This is a genomic window from Pseudomonas sp. B21-028, from assembly GCF_024749045.1.
Classification (GTDB): Bacteria; Pseudomonadota; Gammaproteobacteria; order Pseudomonadales; family Pseudomonadaceae; genus Aquipseudomonas.
On record NZ_CP087184.1, the window covers coordinates 3713500 to 3733626 of the forward strand.

The following is a 20127-nucleotide window of genomic DNA, read 5'->3' on the forward strand; positions in this document are numbered from 1 at the left end:
CTCGCTCCCACAGATTCTCCGTACACCAAACAAACAAAGTGGCCAAAGTGATATCAAAACGCCCCAACGCACTAAAGCTTTGGCCCTAGCGGTCGAATGTATTCCATTGAGAGATTATTTTGCCCAGGAGCTATGGCATGCAGACGTTGAAGGCTTTGTACGAGTCCATCGAAATGCACTTCTTCGATACGCTCACCAGGAAACTCTCAAGCCTTTTCCTGCTGGTCGCCGTCAGCGGGTTGCTGTACTGGGTAGCCCTCAGCGCCCGTACCGACATTGTGGTGCAGTTGCGTAACGCGCAGCTAGACACCGCCCTGCTGGGACAGATCGAGGGTCGGCTCGACAGCCTGACCCAGGCCCTGTTGTTCGGGGCACTCCTGACACTGTGCATGATCAACTTCATGGTCTGGTACTTTCGCCACCTCATCGTGCGCCCCGTCACCGCCATGACCCGGGCACTGGAGGAAATAGCCAACGGCGAAGGCGACCTGTCCAGGGACCTGCCGCTGGTGACCCATGACGAAATCCGCGTGTTGGCCAGCACCTGCAACCGTTTCCTGGCCAAGCAGCGGGAAATCATCAGCAACGTCCAGGCGCTCACCGTGCACATCGCCGTCGAGTCGGCGCGCTCGCTCAAGAACATCAGCGATTCCAGCGACAGTGCCACCCACCAGGCACGTTTCGCCAAGGAAGTGATGGAGCAGAGCAACTCCGCCGTGGACCGTATCGAAGAAGTCTCGCGCCAGACCCAGGGCATCTCCAACACCACCGCCCAGAACCTGAGCATGGCCCGCGATTCCTATGCCGAACTGCTGGAGGTGACCGGCAGCATCGGCGAAATTGCCGGCGGCCTCAATGAGTTCGCGACGCTGGTGGGCGCCCTGAACCAGCGTTCATCGAGCATCAAGTCCATCGTCGGCCTGATCCAGCAGATCTCTGCCCAGACCAACCTCCTGGCCCTCAACGCCGCCATCGAAGCCGCCCGTGCCGGCGAGAGCGGCCGGGGCTTCGCCGTGGTGGCCGATGAAGTGCGGACCCTGGCGCAGAACGTCAGCCGGGCCACGGACGACATCTCGCGCAACATTGACGCCATGCTCGAGGAGGTCGGCTCCACCCACGAACAGACCACCCAGATCAGCCACAACGCCCGGGAAACCCAGAAAGTCGTGGAGCGTGCCTCCGGCCACTTCGAGAGCATGATCGTCGACTTCGAATCCACCAACGGCAAGTTGGCCGACATCGCCGGGCACATCCAGCAGTTCGCCGATACCAACACCGGCATCAACGAACGGGTCACCCGGATCCACGCCGACAGCCAGTCGATCGATCAGCGCATGCAGCATTCGGCGACCGCTACCCGTGACCTGTCCGGTGTCGCTGAAAAGGTACAGGCGCTACTGGGCCGGTTCGTGCTCGGCCACGGCAAGCTGGATGCGGCCATCACCCGCGCCAGTCAGTGCCGCGACACTCTCCAGGTACGCCTGGAGGCACTGCACCGCGAGGGCGTCAACCTGTTCGACCAGAATTACCAGTTGGTACCCGGCACCGATCCCAAGCAGTACATGACCGGCTACACCGAACGCTTTGCCCAGGTCTGCCAGGAAGCCTGCGACGCCCTCACCCGCAGCACACCAGGCGGCAAGGTCTCGTTCATCGTCGACACCAAGGGCTATTGCCCGGTGAACAACAGCTGGGTGTCGAAACCACCCACCGGTGACCGCGCCGTCGACCTCCCGGTGTGCCGCAACAAACGCATCTTCAACGACCCCATCGGCCTGCGCGCGGCGGGCAACGTCCAGCGCTTCCTGCTCCAGACCTACCTGCGCGATACCGGGGAAATCATGACCGAGATCGACGTCCCGTTCTTCTTCGACGGCCGCCATTGGGGCAATCTGCGGGTGGGGTTCGATGCGGCGGTGTTGTTGGCGGAGTGAGAGTCAGCCAACAAGAAGCATTGTGGGAGCGAGCCTGCTCGCGATAGCGGTGGATTAGCCGACATCTTCATCACTGACCCGACGCCATCGCGAGCAGGCTCGCTCCCACAGGGAATCGGTGGCGAACACAAAACCTGAGGCTACCCAAAACAACTGTGGGAGTGAGGCTTGCCCGCGATGGCGGTGGGTCAGTCGACATCTCATCAACTGACCCGACGCCTTCGCGGGCAAGCTCGCTCCCACAGGGAATCGGTGGCGAACGCAAAGCCTGAGGCTACCCAAAACAACTAATGAGATGGCTACCCCCGCTGCCCCCTGTGAACGCCCACTAAGCTTTCACAGGGGGATCTACCGGAGACCGCCGTCATGAACAAAGTAGCCGTTGTCGCCATCGACCTTGGAAAGCTCACCTTTCACGTACATGAGCAAGATGATCAGGGGCATCCACTTCTGCGCAAAAAGTTTAAGCGAGTGGAGCTCCTCCAGCATCTAGCAAATCTCGAACCGTGCATCGTCGTGATGGAAGCCTGTGGTGGGGCCCATTTCATGGCGCAAGAAGTCGCCAAGTTTGGGCATTCTCCCAAACTGATAGCGCCTCATCTCGTACGTCCTTATGTGAAAAGCAACAAAAACGATTTCGCCGATGCCGAGGCAATCTGCGAGGCCGCCAGTCGTCCCACGATGCGCTTTGTACCGGTTAAAAACCAAGCTCAGCAGGCTTTGGCGATGCTCAACTCGGTGCGCGACTCGTTCATTAAGGATCGCACGGCGACCGTCAATCGGATCCATGCAGCGTTTCTGGAAGTCGGCGTCAGCCTGACTCCAGGCTACAAATCGCTCAAGGACATACCAGCCCTGTTGGAGGCAAGTTCATTTCATGGGCTCATCCGCAAACTCCTGGCGGACTTGTACGAGCATTACCTCTACCTCAATCTGCGTATCAAGGCGTTAGACAAGGAGGTCGACTGCCAGGCCGCTGGAGATGATCTGGCCTCCCGCCTGATGACAATGCCGTGCGTGGGTCCGATCACCTCCAGCGTCCTGGCTGCCGAAGTGGGCGACGGTAAGCAGTTCAAATGTGGTCGAGACTTCTCAGCGTCAATTGGACTGGTCCCCAAACAACACTCAACGGGCGGACGGACGGTACTTTTGGGCATCAGCAAGCGTGGCGATCGAAATCAAAGGCGCCTGTTCGTCCAGTGTGCCCAGACGTATGTGAACAGGCTGGATCGACAGGAAGGGAAGCTGGCCGATTGGGTTCGCAAGCTCCTGGCCAGCCACCGTCACCGCAACCTTGTGGTCTGCGCACTGGCCAACAAGTTAGCCAGGATCGCTTGGTCAATTGCGGCAAACCATACGGTATTCGATGCAGGGCCAAGCGCGATGAACGCCTGACCCCGCTATTACCCGAGCACCACCTACCTGGTTTTGCGATGCTGGATAACAGATGACATGAACGGCTAACCGGCCTGACGAAAACCCTGGGCTCCCACACGGCTGCAAGGCCGTTCAACTAATCAGGATCGTCGGGCATCGAATTCTCATCAAGGCGCGGGGGACGCAATTCCCCACCCAGACGCCGGATAGATGAAAGCAAGCCAAACACGCATCAAAGACAGTATTGCAGAAAAGGGGGTAACCATAGATGTGGGAGCGAGGCTTGCCCGCGATGCAGGCGCCTCGGTCTACAGTGATACCGAGGCGATGCTATCGCGGGCAAGCCTTGCTCCCACAGGCTCGTTCCCACAGAGGGTTTACCTCAGGGCTGCGGTCAACAGCACTTCGGCCCACCCTTGCCACCGTAACGGGCCTCCTGGCGTTCGCGGAAGAACGCCTCGTAGTCCATCAGCGGTTTGTCCGGGTGCTTGGTCTGCATGTGCTCGACGTAGTTGTCGTAGTCGGGCATGCCGACCATCAGGCGGGCGGCCTGACCGAGGTATTTACCGAGGCGACTCAAGTCATTGAACATCGTTGCAATCCTCGTTTCAGGCGTCCGGCAGGGCCTGGAAAGGTGCTTCCTTATCCGTGCGCTCTTTCGTGCCCCAGGCGGCAACGCCGACCTTGAGCGCGTAGAACAGGATGCTGAGCACCACGAACAGGAACAGTGCCGTCAGCGTGGCGTTGGTGTAGGCATTGAACACCACGTGCTGCATCTGCTCGATGCTCTTGGCCGGGGCCAGGACCTGGCCGGCTGCCAGGGCATCGTTGTATTTGCGCGCCAGGGCCAGGAAGCCGATCGCAGGATTCGCGTCGAACAGCTTGATCAGGCCCGCCGTGGTGGTGCAAATCAGCAGCCAGGCCGCCGGCAGCAGCGTGACCCAGATGTAGCGCTGGCGCTTCATCTTGATCAGCACCACGGTGGCGAGCATCAGGGCGATACCGGCCAGCATCTGGTTGGAGATGCCGAACAGCGGCCACAAGGTGTTGATGCCGCCCAGCGGATCGATCACGCCCTGGTACAGCAGATAACCCCACAGCGCCACGCAACCGGCGGTGGCGATCAGGTTGGCGGTCCAGGAATCGGTGCGCTTGAGCGACGGTACGAACGAACCCAGCAGGTCCTGCAGCATGAACCGCCCGGCACGGGTGCCGGCGTCCACCGCGGTGAGGATGAACAGCGCTTCGAACAGGATCGCGAAGTGGTACCAGAACGCCATGGTGTTCTCACCCGGCAGCACCGAATGCAGGATCTGCGCGATACCGACCGCCAGGGTCGGCGCGCCGCCGGCACGGGCCAGGACGGTGGTTTCACCGATGTCCCGGGCCACCGCCTGCAAGGCATCAGGGGTGATGGCAAAGCCCCAGCCGCTGATGGTCTGAGCCACGGCCACGACATCACCGCCGACCACCGCCGCCGGGCTGTTCATGGCGAAGTACACGCCCGGCTCGATCACCGACGCGGCGACCATCGCCATGATCGCCACGAAGGACTCCATCAGCATGCCGCCGTAGCCGATGTAGCGGGCGTTGGTTTCGTTGTCCAGCAGCTTGGGCGTGGTGCCCGAGGAGATCAGCGCATGGAAGCCCGAGACCGCGCCGCAGGCGATGGTGATGAACAGGAACGGGAACAGCCCGCCCTTCCACACCGGGCCCAGGCCGTTGGTGAACTGGGTCAGCGCCGGCATTTTCAGCTCGGGCATGGTGACCAGGATGCCGATCGCCAGGGCGACGATGGTGCCGATCTTGAGGAAGGTCGACAGGTAGTCCCGCGGGGCCAGGATCAGCCACACCGGCAGCACCGCCGCGACGAAACCGTAGCCGATCAGCATCCAGGTGATCTGGATCCCGGTGAAGCTGAAGGCCTTGGCCCAGACCGGGTCGGCGGCGATCTGCCCGCCCAGCCAGATCGAACCCAGCAGCAACAGCACGCCGATGAGCGAGATTTCACCGATGCGGCCCGGGCGGATGTAGCGCATGTAGATGCCCATGAACATCGCGATCGGGATGGTCGCCATCACCGTGAAGATCCCCCACGGGCTCTCGGCCAGGGCCTTGACCACGATCAGCGCCAGCACCGCGAGGATGATGATCATGATCAGGAAGCAGCCGAACAGCGCGATGGTGCCGGGAATGCGGCCCATTTCCTCGCGGACCATGTCGCCCAGGGAGCGACCGTTGCGACGGGTGGACAGGAACAGGATCATGAAGTCCTGCACGGCCCCGGCCAGCACCACGCCGGCGATCAGCCAGAGCGTGCCGGGCAAGTAGCCCATCTGCGCCGCCAGCACCGGCCCGACCAGCGGCCCCGCGCCGGCAATGGCGGCGAAGTGGTGACCGAAGAGGATGTGTTTGTTGGTCGGGACGAAGTCCAGGCCATCGTTGTTGAGCACGGCAGGGGTGGCCCGGCGCGCATCGAGTTGCATCACGTTGTTGGCGATGAAGAGGCTGTAGTAGCGGTAGGCGACCAGGTAGATGGCCACGGCTGCGACGACGATCCAGAGGGCGTTGATGGGTTCGCCGCGGCGCAAGGCCACGACACTCAACGCACAGGCTCCCAGAACAGCCACGGCAAACCAGGCGAGGTGTTTAACCAGACGGGTTGTCATTGCGTGTCTCCTGCCGAGGTCCAGTGGACTGCGGCGATTGTTTTTATAGTGTGCCCCGGCTAATCGGAGCGGGCCCAATATCCCTGTCCGACGTCAATAAATAAATCCGTAGTACTACGTAGACGCACACCGGCCCCTGTGGGAGCAAGGCTTGCCCTAATGCCAGTTAAGGATCAAAGGTGCAAACCTGTGGGAGCAAAGCTTGCTCCCACAGGTCTTGCTCCCACAGGTTTTATCTCCAATCCGGTACGATGTTTGGCATATGATGCCGACCATCCACCTCCCCGCGTCAGGCCCTGGCAGGAGTACAGATGCTGCTCAAACACAAAATCGTCGCCCTCGGGATCCTGCCCCTGGTCCTGGCGATAGCCGTCATCTGTGCGCTGGTGATCTCGCTCAACCGCCAGTTGGGCGATCAACAGGCGCAACTGATCGAAGACAGCATCCTGGCCAGCAAGCGCGCCGAGCTGAAAAACTACGTCGAGATGGCGCAGAGCCTGATCGCGCCGCTGTACAACGGCGGCCTTGGGGACGAACGCGCACAGCAACAGGTGCTCGAGGAGCTGCGCAAGCTCAGCTTCGGCATCAACGGCTATTTCTTCGTCTATGACCGCCAGGGCCGCAGCCTGATGCACGCGCGTCAGTCGGAACTGGTGGGCAAATACCTCTGGGACATGAAGGACCCCCACGGCCTGCCTGTCATCCAGGCATTGATCAAAAGTGCCGAGACCGGCGAGGGTTTCCAGCGTTACGCCTGGAACAAGCCGTCCTCCGGCCAGGTGAGCGAAAAGCTGGCCTACGTGGTGATGCTGGATCGGTGGGGCTGGATGCTTGGCACCGGGATCTACCTGGAAGATGTCGAACGCGCCACCCAGCAGGCTCGCGATGAAGTCGCCCATGGCATCCACACCACCATGCAGGCCATTGCCGCCATTGCACTGGTGGCGGTCCTGCTGGTGTTCGCCGGCGGCATGACCCTCAACGTGAGCGAACATCGCCTGGCCGACAAGAAACTGCAGCGGCTGAACCAACGTATTGTCAGTTTGCAGGAGGAAGAACGTTCGCGGGTGTCCCGCGAACTCCACGACGGCATCAGCCAGTTGCTGGTGTCGATCAAATTCCAGTTCGAGCTGGCCTGTCATGTGCTCGAAAACGGTCAGGAAAACGGCCTGGGCATCCTCAAGAACGCAACGGACCGGCTGGGGGAAGCCATCGGTGAAATCCGCAGCATCTCCCACGACTTGCGCTCTTCCCTGCTCGACACCCTGGGCCTGCCCGCCGCCATCGGTCAGCTCGCGGCCGAATTCGAACAGCGCAGCGGGCTCGAGGTGTCCTACAGAAGCAATGAGTTCGATTGCCGGCTGGAAAATGGCGCACCGGTCTCGCTGTTCCGCATCGCCCAGGAAGCCCTGACCAATATCGAACGCCACGCCGGAGCGAAACGTGTCGCCATCACCTTGTTCGGCTCCGCTCAATCCTTGCGCCTGACGGTGGTGGATGACGGAATGGGCTTCAATGTCCCGCAAGTCGAACGTGGCCATGCCGGTATCGGCCTGCGGAACATCCGCGAACGGGTCGAGCATTTCGGCGGGCGACTGGAGCTGACGTCGACAGCGGGGCGAAGCGAGCTGGACGTCCTGCTGCCCATGGACCTGTCGGCCACGGAAAGCTGATGCGTTCCCCTTATAGCGAGAGCCCCTGCCAATGACCCTGCCCCCTGCGATCCGCGTCGCGCTGGTTGACGATCACTCCCTGGTCCGCGACGGCATCCGGGCCTTGCTGTCCGTCATGCCCCAACTGGACGTGGTGGGCGAAGCCGAGAACGGCGCGCAGGCGATCGAGATGGTCGGGCGCTGCCAGCCGGACCTGCTGCTGATGGACATCGGCCTCAAGGACATGAACGGCCTCGAATTGACCCGGCGGCTGGGCAAGCAGTACCCCAGCCTCAAGATCCTGGTCCTGAGCATGTACGACAATCATGAATACGTAAGCGAGTCGGTGCGTTCCGGCGCCAGCGGCTACGTTCTCAAGAATGCACCTTCGCGGGAGATCATCGCCGCCATCGAGGCCATTATCGGCGGCGGCACCTTCTACAGCGCAGAGATCGCCCAGCGGCTCGCCGCCGCCCCCAGTACCGATGACGAGCTGACACCCCGTGAGCGCCAGGTGCTGCTCAAAATGGTCCAGGGGTTGAACAACAAGGAGATGGCCCGCGAGCTGGACATCAGCGTGCGCACCGTCGAGACCCACCGCCTGAGCATCCGCCGCAAGCTCAATATCGACAAACCGGCGGCCCTGGCGAAGTACGCGATCGACCATGGGATCATTGCCCGCTAAAGGCCTGTAAGGTTAAATCGCATTCCCCTCCGAGGTTGATGCCTCCATGTCCGAACGCCCAAGCCCACAGATATCCTCGCGCAAACAACCCAAGCAGGTACGTTCCACCGAGCTCGTCGCAGCCATCCTGGAGGCCGCTGTTCAGGTTCTGGAAAGCCAGGGTGCCACGCGCTTCACCATGGCCCGCGTGGCCGAGCGAGCCGGTGTCAGCGTCGGGTCGATGTATCAATACTTCCCGAACAAGGCGGCTATCCTGTTCCGCCTGCAAAGTGATGAGTGGCGGCAAACCAGCGACATGCTGCGCGGGATCCTTGACGACCAGGTGAGGCCGCCCTTCGAGCGGCTGCATAGTCTTGTCAGGGCATTCGTCCAGTCCGAATGCGACGAGGCCCGGATGCGTGGCGCGCTCGATGACGCCGCCCCGCTCTACCGCGATGCCCCCGAGGCACGGGCGGCACGGGTGTCGGTCCAGCAGTCGGTCGATGCCTTCATGCTGCAAGTACTGCCAGCCGCCTCTTCACAGACCCGAAGCCTGGCGGGCGACTTGATCATCACGACCCTCAGCAAGGTGGGAAAGCAATTTTCGACCGTCCCGCGCTCGCCTGAGGAAATTGAGGTATATGCCGGCGCCATGGCCGATATGTTCCGCGCCTACCTCGAAAGCCTCCAGCAACGACCCGACGCGACCGCGCCATGAGCAGCCGGCGCTGCCGACGTGCCCGTGACAGCCTGCAAACACTTTTACTACACTGCCCGTCCTGTCCCCTTTCCCTTGCGAGACGTGTGCCCCGATGAAAAATATAACAAGCACAATGACGTTCTGCGGCCTGCTGGCACTGTCCTGCGGCGCCCAGGCCGAGCCGACGCCTTCGCACCTTGACCAGATCCTGCAACGTGGTGAATTGAAGGTGTGCACCACCGGCGACTACAAGCCCTACACCTACAAAACTGAAACCGGCGAATACGAAGGCATCGACACCGACATGGCGCGCTCCCTGGCCGCAAGCCTGGGTGTCAAGGTGCAATGGGTACAGACCAGCTGGAAAACCCTGATGCCGGATATGACCGAGGGCAAATGCGACATCGGCATGGGCGGGATCTCGGTGACCCTCGAGCGCCAGAAGAAAGCCTACTTCAGCGACACCCTGGACGTGGACGGCAAGATCCCGCTGGTCCGTTGCGAAGACCAGTCGCGCTACCAGACCCTCGAGCAGATCAACCAGCCTTCGGTACGCCTGGTGGAACCGGCCGGCGGCACCAACGAAGCCTTCGTCCGCGCCTTCGTGCCCAAGGGCCAGTTGAGCTTTCACGACAACGTGACCATCTTCCAGGAACTGCTGGACAAGAAAGCCGATGTGATGATCACCGATGCCTCGGAAGCGCTCTACCAACAGAAACTCAAGCCTGGCCTGTGCGCCGTCAACCCGACCCGCTACCTGCAATACGGCGAAAAGGCTTACCTGCTGCCTCGGGGTGATACCACCTGGAAAATGTACGTCGACCAGTGGCTGCACCTGAGCAAGGCGAACGGCAGCTACCAGAAAGTCATCGGCCAATGGCTCGCGGTTCCCGAGGCGCAGTGACTCAGAGCAGGCCGACCCACCGCTATCGCGAGCAGGCTCGCTCCCACCCTGGACCGTGCTCGCTCACACATCCGAGCACGCCGGCGTCCCCCTGTGGGAGCGAGCCTGCTCGCGATGGCGGGGCAGCACATTCAACATCAACGCAAGCTGACCCACCGCTTTCGCGAGCAAGCCCGCTCCCACCCTGGACCGTGCTCGCTCACACATCCGAGCACGCCGCCGTACCCCTGTGGGAGCGAGCCTGCTCGCGATGAAGCGACCTCTGGCGGAGCCGCTATTTGAGCCCCAACCGCCGCGCCAGTTTATGCAGATTGCTCGGATCGACCTCCAACAACCGCGCCGCCCCGGCCCAGTTCTGCCCACAACGGTCCAGGGCCTTGAGGATCGCCTGGCGCTGGCACGCATCGACGGTTTCGCTCAAGGGCTGGGGCGGCGCCTCGAGCGATTCCAGAGGCTCGAGCATGGCTAGTGCGCTGGATGCGCTGGCACTGACGTCGAGGTCCAGCACCTGCGGCTCCAAGGTCATGATCAAGCTGCGACTGGCGCCCCGGCTGAGCTGCTTCAATGCCGCTCGGCTGATCACGTGTTCCAGCTCCCGCACGTTGCCCGGCCAGCTGTATGCCAGCAGCGCCTGCTCCGCGGCAGGAGACAGGCGCAAGCCGCGCAAGCCCAGTCGCGTGCGGTTCAACTCGAGAAAATGTCCCGCCAGCATCAGCACATCGTGACCGCGCTCGCGCAGCGGCGGAATCGGCACCGGGTAGACCGAGAGGCGGTGATACAGGTCAGCGCGAAACAGTCCGTCGCGAATGCTGTCGGGCAGGTGCCGGTTGGTGGCGGCGATGATCCGCACATCGACATGCAGCGGCTTGTCCGCCCCCAGGCGCTGGATCTCGCCGTTTTGCAGCGTGCGCAGCAACTTGGCCTGCACGCTCAGCGGCAACTCGCCGACCTCGTCGAGAAACAGCGTGCCGCCATTGGCCGCATCGAAACGCCCGGCGCGGTCGGTGGTCGCGCCGGAAAACGCGCCTTTGACATGACCGAACAACTCGCTTTCCGCCAGGGATTCCGGCAACGCCGCGCAATTGACCTGGATCAGAGGCTTGTGACCGCGCCGGGACAGCCTGTGCAAGCGCCGGGCGAACAGTTCCTTGCCGACGCCGGTTTCCCCCAACAACAGAACCGGCAGTTCGGAATCGGCCAAGACGTCCAATTCGTTGAGCAACTGCTGCAAGCCCTCGCTGCGACCAAGGATCTCGCCCTCTTCGACGGGCAGGTGCAGGTCCGGCGAGTCGCTGCGCGACGCCCGCAGGCTGCGGTTTTCCTGCTCCAGCCGGGTCACTCGCACCGCCGCCTCGATCTGCAGGGTGCAGCGCTTGAGCTCCTCGCGAGCACGGCTGTCGAAGGTACCGGCGTGCAACGCATCCAGGGTGATCGCCCCCCAGAGGCGCCCCTCCACGTACAGGCTCACACCCATGCAGTCGTGCACCGGCAGTGGCTCGCCGACGTGGTGATCGAGCAAGCCGTCATAAGGGTCCGGCAATCGGCTGTCGGGCTCGAACCAGGTGGGCTCGCGCGAAGCCATGATCGCCGCGAGGCGTGGATGCTGGGCGATCACGAAGCGACGGCCCAGCGCCTCATGGACCAGGCCGACGGTCGCCACGGGCCTGAGACTGTCATCGTCCAGGCGCAGCAACCCCACGGCGCCACTGTTGAAATATTCGCGCAAGGTCTGCACCAGGCGCTGCAACCGCACGGCATTGGGCAGCTCGACGATCAGGTCGGCGGCCAGGCTTTCACGCAGCATGGTAGTGATGACCCTCCAGGGTTGGTTTGACCCTTTCCAGCCGGGGTTGGATTCACCCGACCATAAAATAAATTCTTTTAATATCAATCAGTTGAAAATGGCATGCCGGCTGCAATGCCAAATCATCTGTCCCTACCGGGATTCAACCCAAGGAAACACGATGAGCCTCGAACTGCTGGAACAAAGCCTGGGCCAATTGGCCTGCGACATTCCCGGTGCCACCCGTACCTTCCATCATTACAGCCTCGACTTCTGTTGCGGCGGGCAAAAGACCCTGCGTGAAGCGGCGCTGGGCAAAGGCCTGAACCCGCTGCTGATCGCCGACGCCCTCAAGACGCTGCAAGCCGCCGGGGAGCTCGGCCACGACTGGCGCGACGAACCCCAGGCCCTGCTGATCGCCCACATCCTGGAACGCTACCACGCCCGCCACCGCGAACAACTGCCGGAACTGATCCGCCTGGCCCGCCGTGTCGAGCAGGTGCATGGCGCCCGCCCCAGTTGCCCGAACGGCCTGGCCAATCACCTCCAGGATCTGTATCAGGAACTCGAAGGCCACATGCTCAAGGAAGAACAGGTGCTGTTCCCGATGCTGCAACAAGGCCTGGGCGAACGGGCCTCGGCACCGATCCAGGTGCTGCGCTACGAACATGACCAGCACGGCGAAGCCCTGGAAACCATGCTCGCCCTGACCGACCAGATCACCCCGCCCGCCGACGCCTGCAACACCTGGCGCGCCCTGTATCGTGGCCTGGTGGAACTGCGTGACGACCTGATGCAGCACATCCACCTGGAGAACAACGTGTTGTTCGTCAAGGCGATGGATCTAGCTCAATAACCAACATCCTCTATCACCCTGTGGGAGCAAAGCTTGCTCGCGACAGCGGTGGATCAAACCACTTGATAGTGGCTGATCCGACGCCATCGCGAGCAAGCTTTGCTCCCACAGGGGTGAGTTGGAAGCTGTCCTCCGGCTCAGAACTGCCAGTAGAACATCCCCTTCGCCAACACAACGATCACTAGCATATGCCCGAGGATGCTGCGCCGCAGCCAGCAGGCCCGGGCCGGGCTCAGGCGACCACGCTTGAGCCAATAGGCCAGCAGCAGGTAGTGTCCGATGATGCTCAGGGCCAGCAGGATCTTCAGGCTCAGCAGCAGGCCGAAACTGCTGCCCAGCGGCTGGCTCAACGCCCCGCGATGCTGCCAGGCCAGGCCGATGCCAGCGCCGTACAACAACAGCACCACAGCATGCAGCACCCGGCGCGAACGCTGGGCGATGGCCTGGTCGGCGGCATCCCGGGCGCCTTGAGCCAATGGCCGGCGAGCGGTGTGCCAGATGCACACCTCGAAGAACAGCGTGCCGATGAAAGCAATGGCCGCCAACAGGTGCGTGACCAGCAAGACCCCATACATCATCGATTGTCTCCATTCATTCGGCTCATCCCGGATGCCCATCCACCCGAGCCCGGCAGAGCATTGGCCCATAGCGCCAGGCATAGAGTCCGAACGCCAGCGTCCAGCACAACCCCGCCAGCCACAACGCGCCCAACGGGAACACCAGCACCAGCAACACTCGGCTCAGGCACGCGAGATTGAGCAGGATGAACGCCAGGGTCATGCCCAGTGGCGGCTCCAGGGGACGCCCGGTATGGCCGAGGCTGACGCGGGCGATCATCGCCAGGATCAGCCCGGCCATGGCGCCAATGGTCAGGCTGTGCACCGCCAGGCTCGGGTTCAGCGGCGCGCCGAAATGCCACAGCGCCATGCCCAGGCACGCCAGCGCCAGCCAGGCGTAGGCCAGGTGCAACGACCACAGCAGCGGCACCCGCCACAAGTCCCGATCGTGCCAACGGATCAAGCGAACCCCATGCCCCGTCGCCAGGGCGGCAAACAACAGGCCGGTCCAGACATTGGCCGACAACGCCACACCGCCGGCATAAAGCAGCGCCACCAGGGCCGAGCCGCCCAACAGCAGTCGATCCAGCCATGGCCAGGGCGCAACGCCCTCGACGCGCCCCAGTCCGCGCTGGGTAAAGAACGGGATCACCCGTCCACCGATCAGCCCCATCATCGCCGCCACCAGCCACAGGCCGGTGAGCACGCTTTGCCGCTGCATGCCGTCATCCTGTTGAACCAGGCCGTACACCGACAACCCATCGGCTGCGGCCAACAGCAGCAACACCAGCACGATCGGGTAATTACGTTTCTGCCGCACGCACCATAGCGTGACGCCCATCAACGCTGCCACCGCGAGGGCGAAACCCACCTCCAGTACCGCCAGCAACGGCCAGGGTGCATCGACCAGCCAGGCCAGCCGCGCCCCCAGCCACACCAGCGCCAATGCCGCCAGGCGCTTGCCGCTGAGCCCCGGCGTACCCGTCCAGGTCTGCACCGCCGTCAGCAGGAACCCGGCAATGATCGCCAGGCCGAAACCGAACAACAGCTCATGACGGTGCCAGGCCAACCAGCCTCCCGCCGGTTGCCAGGCCGACAGCCGCCCGCTGAACACCGCCAGCCACAGCGGCACGACACACAACGCAAGCACGCAGCCGGCGAGGAAAAACGGCCGGAACGCCAGGCGCCATAACGGCAGGATGGCCATGGCCTTGCGACGGTCAAGCACTTGCATACTTCACTCCTTAACCCTCCCGGGAATGGCCCCGGGACGAGGGTCGACAATCAGATCCGAATGATCGGCTATCGGCGCCGACGGGGCTTGTCTCAGATCAAGCAAGCCCCCCGGCGGTCCGCTTCGAAGCGGGACTTGCAAGGGGCTTGCCGGAACCGCACGAAGCGCGCGCCCATCCTTCAAAGAACAACCCTCTTCCTCTGTGGGAGCGAGCCTGCTCGCGATAGCGGCCTGGCAGTTGGCAGCGAGTCGGCTGACACATCGCTATCGCGAGCAGACTCGCTCCCACAGGAGGACAGGGTATTTATGACCGCTTCGTGGTTATTTTCACCCTGTTACGCCGAGGTTGTTTTGACCCTGGTCAACGGAAATCGCCGAAACACAAGGCCCGCAAGCATGGCCCGGCTCTTGCTCAGGCACGGCATAACCCTTTTGCCGAGAACGCCCATGAAACATGTCGCCCTGCCGCTCATCTGGTTCCCTCTGCTCTCCTGCGTCGTGGCACTGGCCAGCGGCCTGTCCCTGAACCTCGTCTGACCCCAATCAATTTCCCCGTTATCACAAGGATCCACGCCATGGTGCTCCACCGCGTCCATCACCAGATTCTGCGCAGTCATCATCTGTTCGAACCGCTCAATGACGAACAGCTCGACGAACTGATGAGTTCCAGCCAACTGCTGAACATCGACAAGGGCGACCCGCTGTTTCGCCAGGGGGAGCCGGCGCAAGCGTTTTACTTCGTGATTGCCGGGGCCGTGAAAATCTATCGCCTGACCCCGGACGGTCAGGAGAAGGTGTTCGAGGTGATTGGTGAGCGCCAGACGTTCGCCGAAGCCATGATGCTGATGGATACGCCCAACTACGTCGCGTCCGCCGATGCCGTCTGCCCGACCCAGTTGTATCGCCTCTCCAACGCCACCTACATGCGGCTCTTGCAAAGCAACAGCCGGCTGACCTTTGCCCTGCTCGGCAAGCTCTGCGTGCGCCTGCACCAGCGGGTCAACGAGATCGAAACCCTGTCGCTGAAAAACGCCACTCACCGCGTGGTGCGCTACCTGCTGACGCAACTGGTTCGCCTGCAGACCGTGGACAGCCAGTTCGAACTGCCGATGGCCAAGCAGTTGATTGCCGGCCACCTGTCCATCCAGCCGGAAACCTTTTCGCGGATCATCCGGCGCTTGATCGACGAAAAGATCATCACCCAGGACGGCCGCCAGATCGCCATTCTCGACCGCCTGCGCCTGGAGCAGTTCGAATGAGCGCCCAGGCTACTTGCTTGTACTGCCAACAGGCCAACCCGGCGGATGACCTCGAGTGTCGCCAGTGCGGCATGCCCCTGCCGGAGAGCACTGCGGTGGCCACGGAACGCCGGCTGCGACGCTTCACCTGGTTTTGTGTCGGATTGACGATTTTCTGCATCATCATGTTCTTCTGGTTGCCCCGCGACATCGTCTGAACCCTCAGTCCTGGGTCAGTTGCCGATACAGCTGCGGCAGACGCAGCGGCAGCTGTTCGGGCTGGCGGATCAAGGTGTAGCCGTTGGCGCCGAACATGTACGGCAGGTAGTCCCCCGCTTCGCGATCGATGGTGATGCAGAACGGCGTCAAGCCCAGGCGCCTCGCTTCCAGCACGGCCTGGCGGGTGTCTTCCACGCCGTAGCGTCCTTCGTAGAGGTCCAGGTCGTTGGGCTTGCCGTCGCTGAGCAACAACAGCAGTTTGCGTCGCCGCTTGCAGCCCGCCAGCCGTTGCGTGGCCTGGCGGATCGCCGCCCCCATGCGCGTGTAGTAACCGGGATTGAGTGCTTGGATACGGCCACGGGTGTGGTCGTCGTAGCGTTGATTGAAGGCCTTGAGTTCATGTATCCGCACATGATGGCGGCGCAACGATGAGAACCCGTACAACGCGAAATCGTCCCCCAGTACCGACAGGGTTTCACCGAACAGCAGCAAGCTGTCGCGGATCACATCAATCACCCGGTGCTCGTCGTTGAGGTGGGCGTCGGTGGACATCGACAGATCGGCCAGCAACAGGCAAGCCAGGTCACGACGGGTCTGGCGCTGCTCGATGAACAGGCCGCGCTCGCTGCATGGGCCATGCTGGCGCTCGACGTGGAAATCCAGCCAGGCCTGCAAGTCCAGCTCCGAGCCCTGGGTTTGCTGGCGCAACCATTGTCGGTCGTTGCGCAGGTGTTCGAACTGGCGGCGCAGGCGCTGGGCCGGCGTTCGCAGGCGTGACGGCAGGGGCTGGGGCTGGCAATCCCTGGGAATGAAGGTTTGCAGGCTGACGAAATCGTCCTGCAGGTGTTGCTTGCGATAGTCCCATTCCGGCAGCCGGATGCCCTCGCCCAACGGCACGTCATCCACATCCGCCGGCGGCAGATCCAGGTGCAGTTTCAAGCCGCCGCCCTTGCGCAACCGGGTGCGCGACAGGGTCAACTGGTCCAGGTCCTCGGCGACCCGTGCAGCGTTTGGGTCCTCGCTGTCGTCGGACCAGCGATCCAGGTCCACATGCTCGGTCCAACTGAACAGGTTTTCCAGGCGAACGATCAGCAGTCCGCCGTCACGGGTGGTTTCGTCGATCCGCTCGGCGCGCTTGCGTCCACCCCGCTGCTCACCCGGCGGGGTCGCCAGGTATTGCTCGGATTCCTCAAGGTTGCCGGCCTGGGGATTGCCCAGATGCCGGGGCGGATACAGCCACAACGGTAACGGCCAGGCCGCCCGTTCGCTGCGAGGGAAATGCTCGACACTGCCGGGGTCGCGCAAGGCCTGGCACAGGGCGCGCTCAAGCAAGGCTTCGTCGCGATTCAGTGCCGCCGGATCGGGACGCAGGGACAGGTGTGCTTCCACCAGCCGCCGATAACGAGCACGTAGCGCCGGGTAGCGCCGCAACACGGCCTGGGTCCAACGCTGATTGTCCCGCCCCCAGTGTTTCATCGGCCCCGACTGCGCGGCCAGCAAGGCCAGCCAGCGATACAGCTCTTCGTTCAAGCCGGCATCGGGAAACGCCGCCAGGCTCGCCGGCAGCCGCAGGTTGTCCGCGTCACACCAAGCCAATGGCGTTTGCTTGCAGGTACCGGCGATCTGCTGGAGCAGGTTGCGGCGCAACAGCAGGTCGCGATCACTGACCGCCTCCACCCCCTGGTGACGAGCGCCGCCGGTGGCGTGAAACAGCACCTGCAGGGATCGCTGCCGATCGCTCAGCTCGACCCGTGCCTCGGGAAAATCGGCGCTGGCACGCCGAGTGATGAAGCGGTGCCAGACACTGCCGACCCATTCTTCCAGTTCGAGGGTGAATGCCATGGTTGTTCTCCTCTTTGTGGCAAGGGCATTTACCCCCTCGCCACAAATAATGGGTCCGCTTCAGTTGTCGTGATCACTCACGAAGACACCACCGCTGCCGGAATGCGTTGAGCCGCACGCCCGCGCTGCCTGAAGCTCAACAGATAGCAGAGCAACCCCAGCAGGAAGCCAACGCCGCTGACCAGCCGTGCCCAGAACAGCGGACGCAAGTGATCGGTCGTGGCCATGAACGGCAAGGCACTGCCGTCCGCCGCCCAGCGTTGCAACCACACCTGGACAACACCGGCCGCGGTGAGGAACAAGGTGATCATCACCATCGACAGGGTCATCAGCCAGAAGCCCCAGATCTCCAGGCGTTGGGAACGCTCGTCCGCTGCCTCGCCCAAACCGCGCAAACGGGGCATGGCGTAGCTGATCAGTGTCATCACGATCATCGCGTAGGCCCCGTAGAACGCCAGGTGACCGTGGGCTGCCGTCAACTGCGAGCCGTGGGTGTAGTAATTGACGGGAGCCAGGGTGTGCAGGAAGCCCCATACCCCCGCGCCGAAGAACGCGGTGACCGTGGTGCCCTTGGCCCATAAGGTGGCGGCGCGGTTCGGGTGTTGCCGGCGACGGTTCCTCACCATGCTGAACGCGAAGATCACCATCGCCAGGAACGGCAGCGGCTCCATCGCCGAGAAGATCGAACCCACCCACAGCCAGACCTCCGGCGCGCCGATCCAGAAGAAGTGGTGGCCGGTGCCGATGATCCCGGTGATCAGGGCCATGGCGATGATCACGTAGAGCCATTTCTCCACCACTTCCCGGTCCACGCCGGTCACCTTGATCAGCACGAAGGCCAGCATCGCGCCCATGATCAGCTCCCAGACACCTTCGACCCAAAGGTGCACCACCCACCACCAGTAGTATTTGTCGCGGGCCAGGTTTTCCGGGTTGTAGAAGGAGAACAGGAAGAACACCGCCAGGCCGATCAGGCCGGTCATCATCACCATGCTGACGGTGGTCTTGCGCCCTTTGAGCAGGGTCATGCCGATGTTGTAGAGAAAGCCCAGGCATACCACCACGATGCCCATCTTGGTGATGGTCGGCTGCTCCAGGAACTCGCGTCCCATGGTCGGCAGCAGGTCATTGCCGGTGATCCTGGCCAAGGTGGCGTAAGGCACCGACAGGTAACCCAGGATGGTCAGCACCCCGGCCACGGCGAACACCCAGAACAGCACCCGCGCCAATATCGGACTGTGCAGCTCGCGGTCGGCCTCCTCTGGTATCAGGTAGTAGGCCGCGCCCATGAAGCCGAACAGCAGCCAGACGATCAGCAGGTTGGTGTGGACCATGCGGGCCACGTTGAAGGGGATCAGCGGGAACAGGAAGTCGCCGACCACGTATTGCAGCCCCATGATCAAACCGAACAACACCTGCCCCAGGAACAGCATCAGGGCAAACACGAAGTAGGGTTTGGCGACGGCCTGCGAGGCGAATTTCAGATGCGGATTAGCCATGCTCATCTCTCAGCCCTCCTTGTTTGGCGGCCAGCCATTGGTATTGATCTTCGAACTCCACTTGAGGAACTCGGCGATGTCGTCGACCTCCTGCTCGCTCAAGTGGAACTGCGGCATGGCCCGGCGCCCGGGTACACCCAGGGGCTGCATTTTCATCCAGGCCTGCAGGAACGGCTTGAAGGCTTCCTCGCCGCCACGGCGGTTGACCACGTTGCCCAGCTCCGGCGCGAAGTACGCGCCCTCGCCCAGCAGCGTGTGGCAGCCGATGCAGTTGTTGCGCTCCCAGACGCCCTTGCCGCGTATCACCGATTCGGTCAATTGCGCCTGGTTGCTGCGCTCCGCAAAGGTCTGTTCCGTGTGGTAGGTCAGGGCCAGGAATATCAGGAAAAAGAACACGCTTCCCCCGAAGTAAATATTCCTGGCCATGCCTTTGGTGAAGGTATCTGACATGGTCACTTCCTCATTGCTTGGCGTGTTCATTCTAAGAAGCGAGGGGTCAGGAACCGCTTGATGGCGATCAAGAATCTCCGATGGTTTTGGTGGGTTGTTCCAGCGGTATCCGAAAGCCAGGCAACGAGGCTTCTGTGGCGAGGGGATTTATCCCCGCTGGGCTGCGAAGCAGACCCAAAACTACCGACTCAATCAGCCTGACACACCGAGGCACCGGCCTTGGGGCTGCTTCGCAGCCCAGCGGGGATGAATCCCCTCGCCACAATGCGGTGTTTGAGGCTCAAGGCGCGGACAGCAGGACCGTTGCGATGACTGTCGCCAGCACCACCGCCCAACTCAACACCAACCACCGCCACAATCGCGGCGCATGGCGCAGCTCCATGAAGCCGTCGGCGATCAGCCAGGCCTTGGTGACCGCCACGCTGAGCAGCGCGACGGAGACGACACCGGAACCGGCGAACTGGCCCAGGGCGACGGTGCCGCCGCTCAGCACCGCCAGTGCCATCCAGCAAAGAATCAGAACATGGGAATTCGACACGAGCGCCTCGG

The 20127-nt window shown here is 62.6% G+C and carries 18 protein-coding genes; 9 read left to right on the forward strand and 9 right to left on the reverse strand.

Annotated features, from left to right (window positions below):
- The first annotated feature begins 137 nt into the window (after window positions 1–137).
- Together LOY35_RS16085 and LOY35_RS16090 are read left to right on the forward strand one after the other, a co-directional pair.
- The gene (locus LOY35_RS16085; protein ID WP_258624724.1) at window positions 138–1934 is read left to right on the forward strand and encodes a methyl-accepting chemotaxis protein; all 1797 of its coding nucleotides are present in this window, start codon (window positions 138–140) and stop codon (window positions 1932–1934) included.
- Between the two features lie 366 nt (window positions 1935–2300).
- The gene (locus LOY35_RS16090) at window positions 2301–3329 is read left to right on the forward strand and encodes an IS110 family transposase (protein WP_258624523.1); all 1029 of its coding nucleotides are present in this window, start codon (window positions 2301–2303) and stop codon (window positions 3327–3329) included.
- 376 nt (window positions 3330–3705) lie between these two features.
- Here the strand turns inward: LOY35_RS16090 and LOY35_RS16095 are convergent, their stop codons facing one another.
- On the reverse strand, window positions 3706–3903 hold the full coding sequence (locus tag LOY35_RS16095) for a YbdD/YjiX family protein (protein WP_003201656.1): 198 nt from the start codon (window positions 3901–3903) through the stop codon (window positions 3706–3708).
- 16 nt (window positions 3904–3919) lie between these two features.
- Window positions 3920–5980: a carbon starvation CstA family protein gene (locus LOY35_RS16100; protein ID WP_258624725.1), complete on the reverse strand. Its 2061-nt coding sequence runs from the start codon at window positions 5978–5980 to the stop codon at window positions 3920–3922.
- A 311-nt stretch (window positions 5981–6291) separates the two neighbouring features.
- Here LOY35_RS16100 and LOY35_RS16105 point away from each other — a divergent pair, with 311 nt between their 5' ends.
- The 4 genes from LOY35_RS16105 (at window position 6292) to LOY35_RS16120 (ending at window position 9900) form a co-directional block, all read left to right on the forward strand.
- On the forward strand, window positions 6292–7653 hold the full coding sequence (locus LOY35_RS16105) for a cache domain-containing protein (protein ID WP_258624726.1): 1362 nt from the start codon (window positions 6292–6294) through the stop codon (window positions 7651–7653).
- Between the two features lie 31 nt (window positions 7654–7684).
- Window positions 7685–8317, forward strand: a complete 633-nt coding sequence (locus LOY35_RS16110) for a response regulator transcription factor (protein WP_258624728.1) — start codon at window positions 7685–7687, stop codon at window positions 8315–8317.
- Window positions 8318–8363: 46 nt separating this feature from the next.
- Window positions 8364–9014 (forward strand): TetR family transcriptional regulator, encoded by a 651-nt coding sequence (locus LOY35_RS16115; protein ID WP_258624729.1) that lies wholly within the window; start codon window positions 8364–8366, stop codon window positions 9012–9014.
- A gap of 94 nt (window positions 9015–9108) precedes the next feature.
- Window positions 9109–9900, forward strand: coding sequence for a transporter substrate-binding domain-containing protein (locus LOY35_RS16120; RefSeq protein WP_258624730.1), 792 nt, complete (start codon window positions 9109–9111; stop codon window positions 9898–9900).
- A gap of 274 nt (window positions 9901–10174) precedes the next feature.
- On the opposite strand, the gene norR is transcribed toward LOY35_RS16120, so the two are convergent.
- Window positions 10175–11704, reverse strand: a complete 1530-nt coding sequence (norR, locus tag LOY35_RS16125; protein ID WP_258624733.1) for a nitric oxide reductase transcriptional regulator NorR — start codon at window positions 11702–11704, stop codon at window positions 10175–10177.
- A 160-nt stretch (window positions 11705–11864) separates the two neighbouring features.
- Here norR and ytfE point away from each other — a divergent pair, with 160 nt between their 5' ends.
- On the forward strand, window positions 11865–12539 hold the full coding sequence (gene ytfE, locus LOY35_RS16130; protein ID WP_258624734.1) for an iron-sulfur cluster repair protein YtfE: 675 nt from the start codon (window positions 11865–11867) through the stop codon (window positions 12537–12539).
- A 137-nt stretch (window positions 12540–12676) separates the two neighbouring features.
- Here the strand turns inward: ytfE and LOY35_RS16135 are convergent, their stop codons facing one another.
- The gene (locus LOY35_RS16135) at window positions 12677–13117 is read right to left on the reverse strand and encodes a hypothetical protein (protein WP_258624736.1); all 441 of its coding nucleotides are present in this window, start codon (window positions 13115–13117) and stop codon (window positions 12677–12679) included.
- Between the two features lie 22 nt (window positions 13118–13139).
- Window positions 13140–14330, reverse strand: coding sequence for an NnrS family protein (locus LOY35_RS16140; RefSeq protein ID WP_258624737.1), 1191 nt, complete (start codon window positions 14328–14330; stop codon window positions 13140–13142).
- Window positions 14331–14905: 575 nt separating this feature from the next.
- Between LOY35_RS16140 and LOY35_RS16145 the strand changes: the two genes are divergently transcribed.
- Window positions 14906–15589 (forward strand): Crp/Fnr family transcriptional regulator, encoded by a 684-nt coding sequence (locus LOY35_RS16145; RefSeq protein WP_047702847.1) that lies wholly within the window; start codon window positions 14906–14908, stop codon window positions 15587–15589.
- Window positions 15586–15786: a protein DnrP gene (locus tag LOY35_RS16150; protein ID WP_258624740.1), complete on the forward strand. Its 201-nt coding sequence runs from the start codon at window positions 15586–15588 to the stop codon at window positions 15784–15786. The genes LOY35_RS16145 and LOY35_RS16150 overlap by 4 nt, the downstream gene beginning before the upstream one ends.
- 4 nt (window positions 15787–15790) lie before the next feature.
- On the opposite strand, the gene LOY35_RS16155 is transcribed toward LOY35_RS16150, so the two are convergent.
- The 4 genes from LOY35_RS16155 to LOY35_RS16170 form a co-directional block, all read right to left on the reverse strand.
- On the reverse strand, window positions 15791–17629 hold the full coding sequence (locus LOY35_RS16155) for a nitric oxide reductase activation protein NorD (RefSeq protein ID WP_258624742.1): 1839 nt from the start codon (window positions 17627–17629) through the stop codon (window positions 15791–15793).
- Between the two features lie 77 nt (window positions 17630–17706).
- Window positions 17707–19134 (reverse strand): cbb3-type cytochrome c oxidase subunit I, encoded by a 1428-nt coding sequence (locus LOY35_RS16160; RefSeq protein ID WP_258624744.1) that lies wholly within the window; start codon window positions 19132–19134, stop codon window positions 17707–17709.
- A 3-nt stretch (window positions 19135–19137) separates the two neighbouring features.
- Entirely contained in the window at window positions 19138–19578 is a 441-nt protein-coding gene (locus LOY35_RS16165; protein ID WP_258624746.1) for a cytochrome c, read from the reverse strand.
- Window positions 19579–19858: 280 nt separating this feature from the next.
- Window positions 19859–20116, reverse strand: a complete 258-nt coding sequence (locus LOY35_RS16170) for a cytochrome C oxidase subunit IV family protein (RefSeq protein ID WP_258624747.1) — start codon at window positions 20114–20116, stop codon at window positions 19859–19861.
- Window positions 20117–20127: the final 11 nt, after the last annotated feature.

What these genes read in the sequence shown, in the direction of transcription:
- LOY35_RS16085 (WP_258624724.1), top strand. Translation starts at nt 138, where the DNA reads ATGCAGACGTTGAAGGCTTTGTACGAGTCCATCGAAATGCACTTCTTC.
- LOY35_RS16090 (WP_258624523.1), top strand. Translation starts at nt 2,301, where the DNA reads ATGAACAAAGTAGCCGTTGTCGCCATCGACCTTGGAAAGCTCACCTTT.
- LOY35_RS16095 (WP_003201656.1), bottom strand. Translation starts at nt 3,903, where the DNA reads ATGTTCAATGACTTGAGTCGCCTCGGTAAATACCTCGGTCAGGCCGCC.
- LOY35_RS16100 (WP_258624725.1), bottom strand. Translation starts at nt 5,980, where the DNA reads ATGACAACCCGTCTGGTTAAACACCTCGCCTGGTTTGCCGTGGCTGTT.
- LOY35_RS16105 (WP_258624726.1), top strand. Translation starts at nt 6,292, where the DNA reads ATGCTGCTCAAACACAAAATCGTCGCCCTCGGGATCCTGCCCCTGGTC.
- LOY35_RS16110 (WP_258624728.1), top strand. Translation starts at nt 7,685, where the DNA reads ATGACCCTGCCCCCTGCGATCCGCGTCGCGCTGGTTGACGATCACTCC.
- LOY35_RS16115 (WP_258624729.1), top strand. Translation starts at nt 8,364, where the DNA reads ATGTCCGAACGCCCAAGCCCACAGATATCCTCGCGCAAACAACCCAAG.
- LOY35_RS16120 (WP_258624730.1), top strand. Translation starts at nt 9,109, where the DNA reads ATGAAAAATATAACAAGCACAATGACGTTCTGCGGCCTGCTGGCACTG.
- norR (WP_258624733.1), bottom strand. Translation starts at nt 11,704, where the DNA reads ATGCTGCGTGAAAGCCTGGCCGCCGACCTGATCGTCGAGCTGCCCAAT.
- ytfE (WP_258624734.1), top strand. Translation starts at nt 11,865, where the DNA reads ATGAGCCTCGAACTGCTGGAACAAAGCCTGGGCCAATTGGCCTGCGAC.
- LOY35_RS16135 (WP_258624736.1), bottom strand. Translation starts at nt 13,117, where the DNA reads ATGATGTATGGGGTCTTGCTGGTCACGCACCTGTTGGCGGCCATTGCT.
- LOY35_RS16140 (WP_258624737.1), bottom strand. Translation starts at nt 14,330, where the DNA reads ATGCAAGTGCTTGACCGTCGCAAGGCCATGGCCATCCTGCCGTTATGG.
- LOY35_RS16145 (WP_047702847.1), top strand. Translation starts at nt 14,906, where the DNA reads ATGGTGCTCCACCGCGTCCATCACCAGATTCTGCGCAGTCATCATCTG.
- LOY35_RS16150 (WP_258624740.1), top strand. Translation starts at nt 15,586, where the DNA reads ATGAGCGCCCAGGCTACTTGCTTGTACTGCCAACAGGCCAACCCGGCG.
- LOY35_RS16155 (WP_258624742.1), bottom strand. Translation starts at nt 17,629, where the DNA reads ATGGCATTCACCCTCGAACTGGAAGAATGGGTCGGCAGTGTCTGGCAC.
- LOY35_RS16160 (WP_258624744.1), bottom strand. Translation starts at nt 19,134, where the DNA reads ATGAGCATGGCTAATCCGCATCTGAAATTCGCCTCGCAGGCCGTCGCC.
- LOY35_RS16165 (WP_258624746.1), bottom strand. Translation starts at nt 19,578, where the DNA reads ATGTCAGATACCTTCACCAAAGGCATGGCCAGGAATATTTACTTCGGG.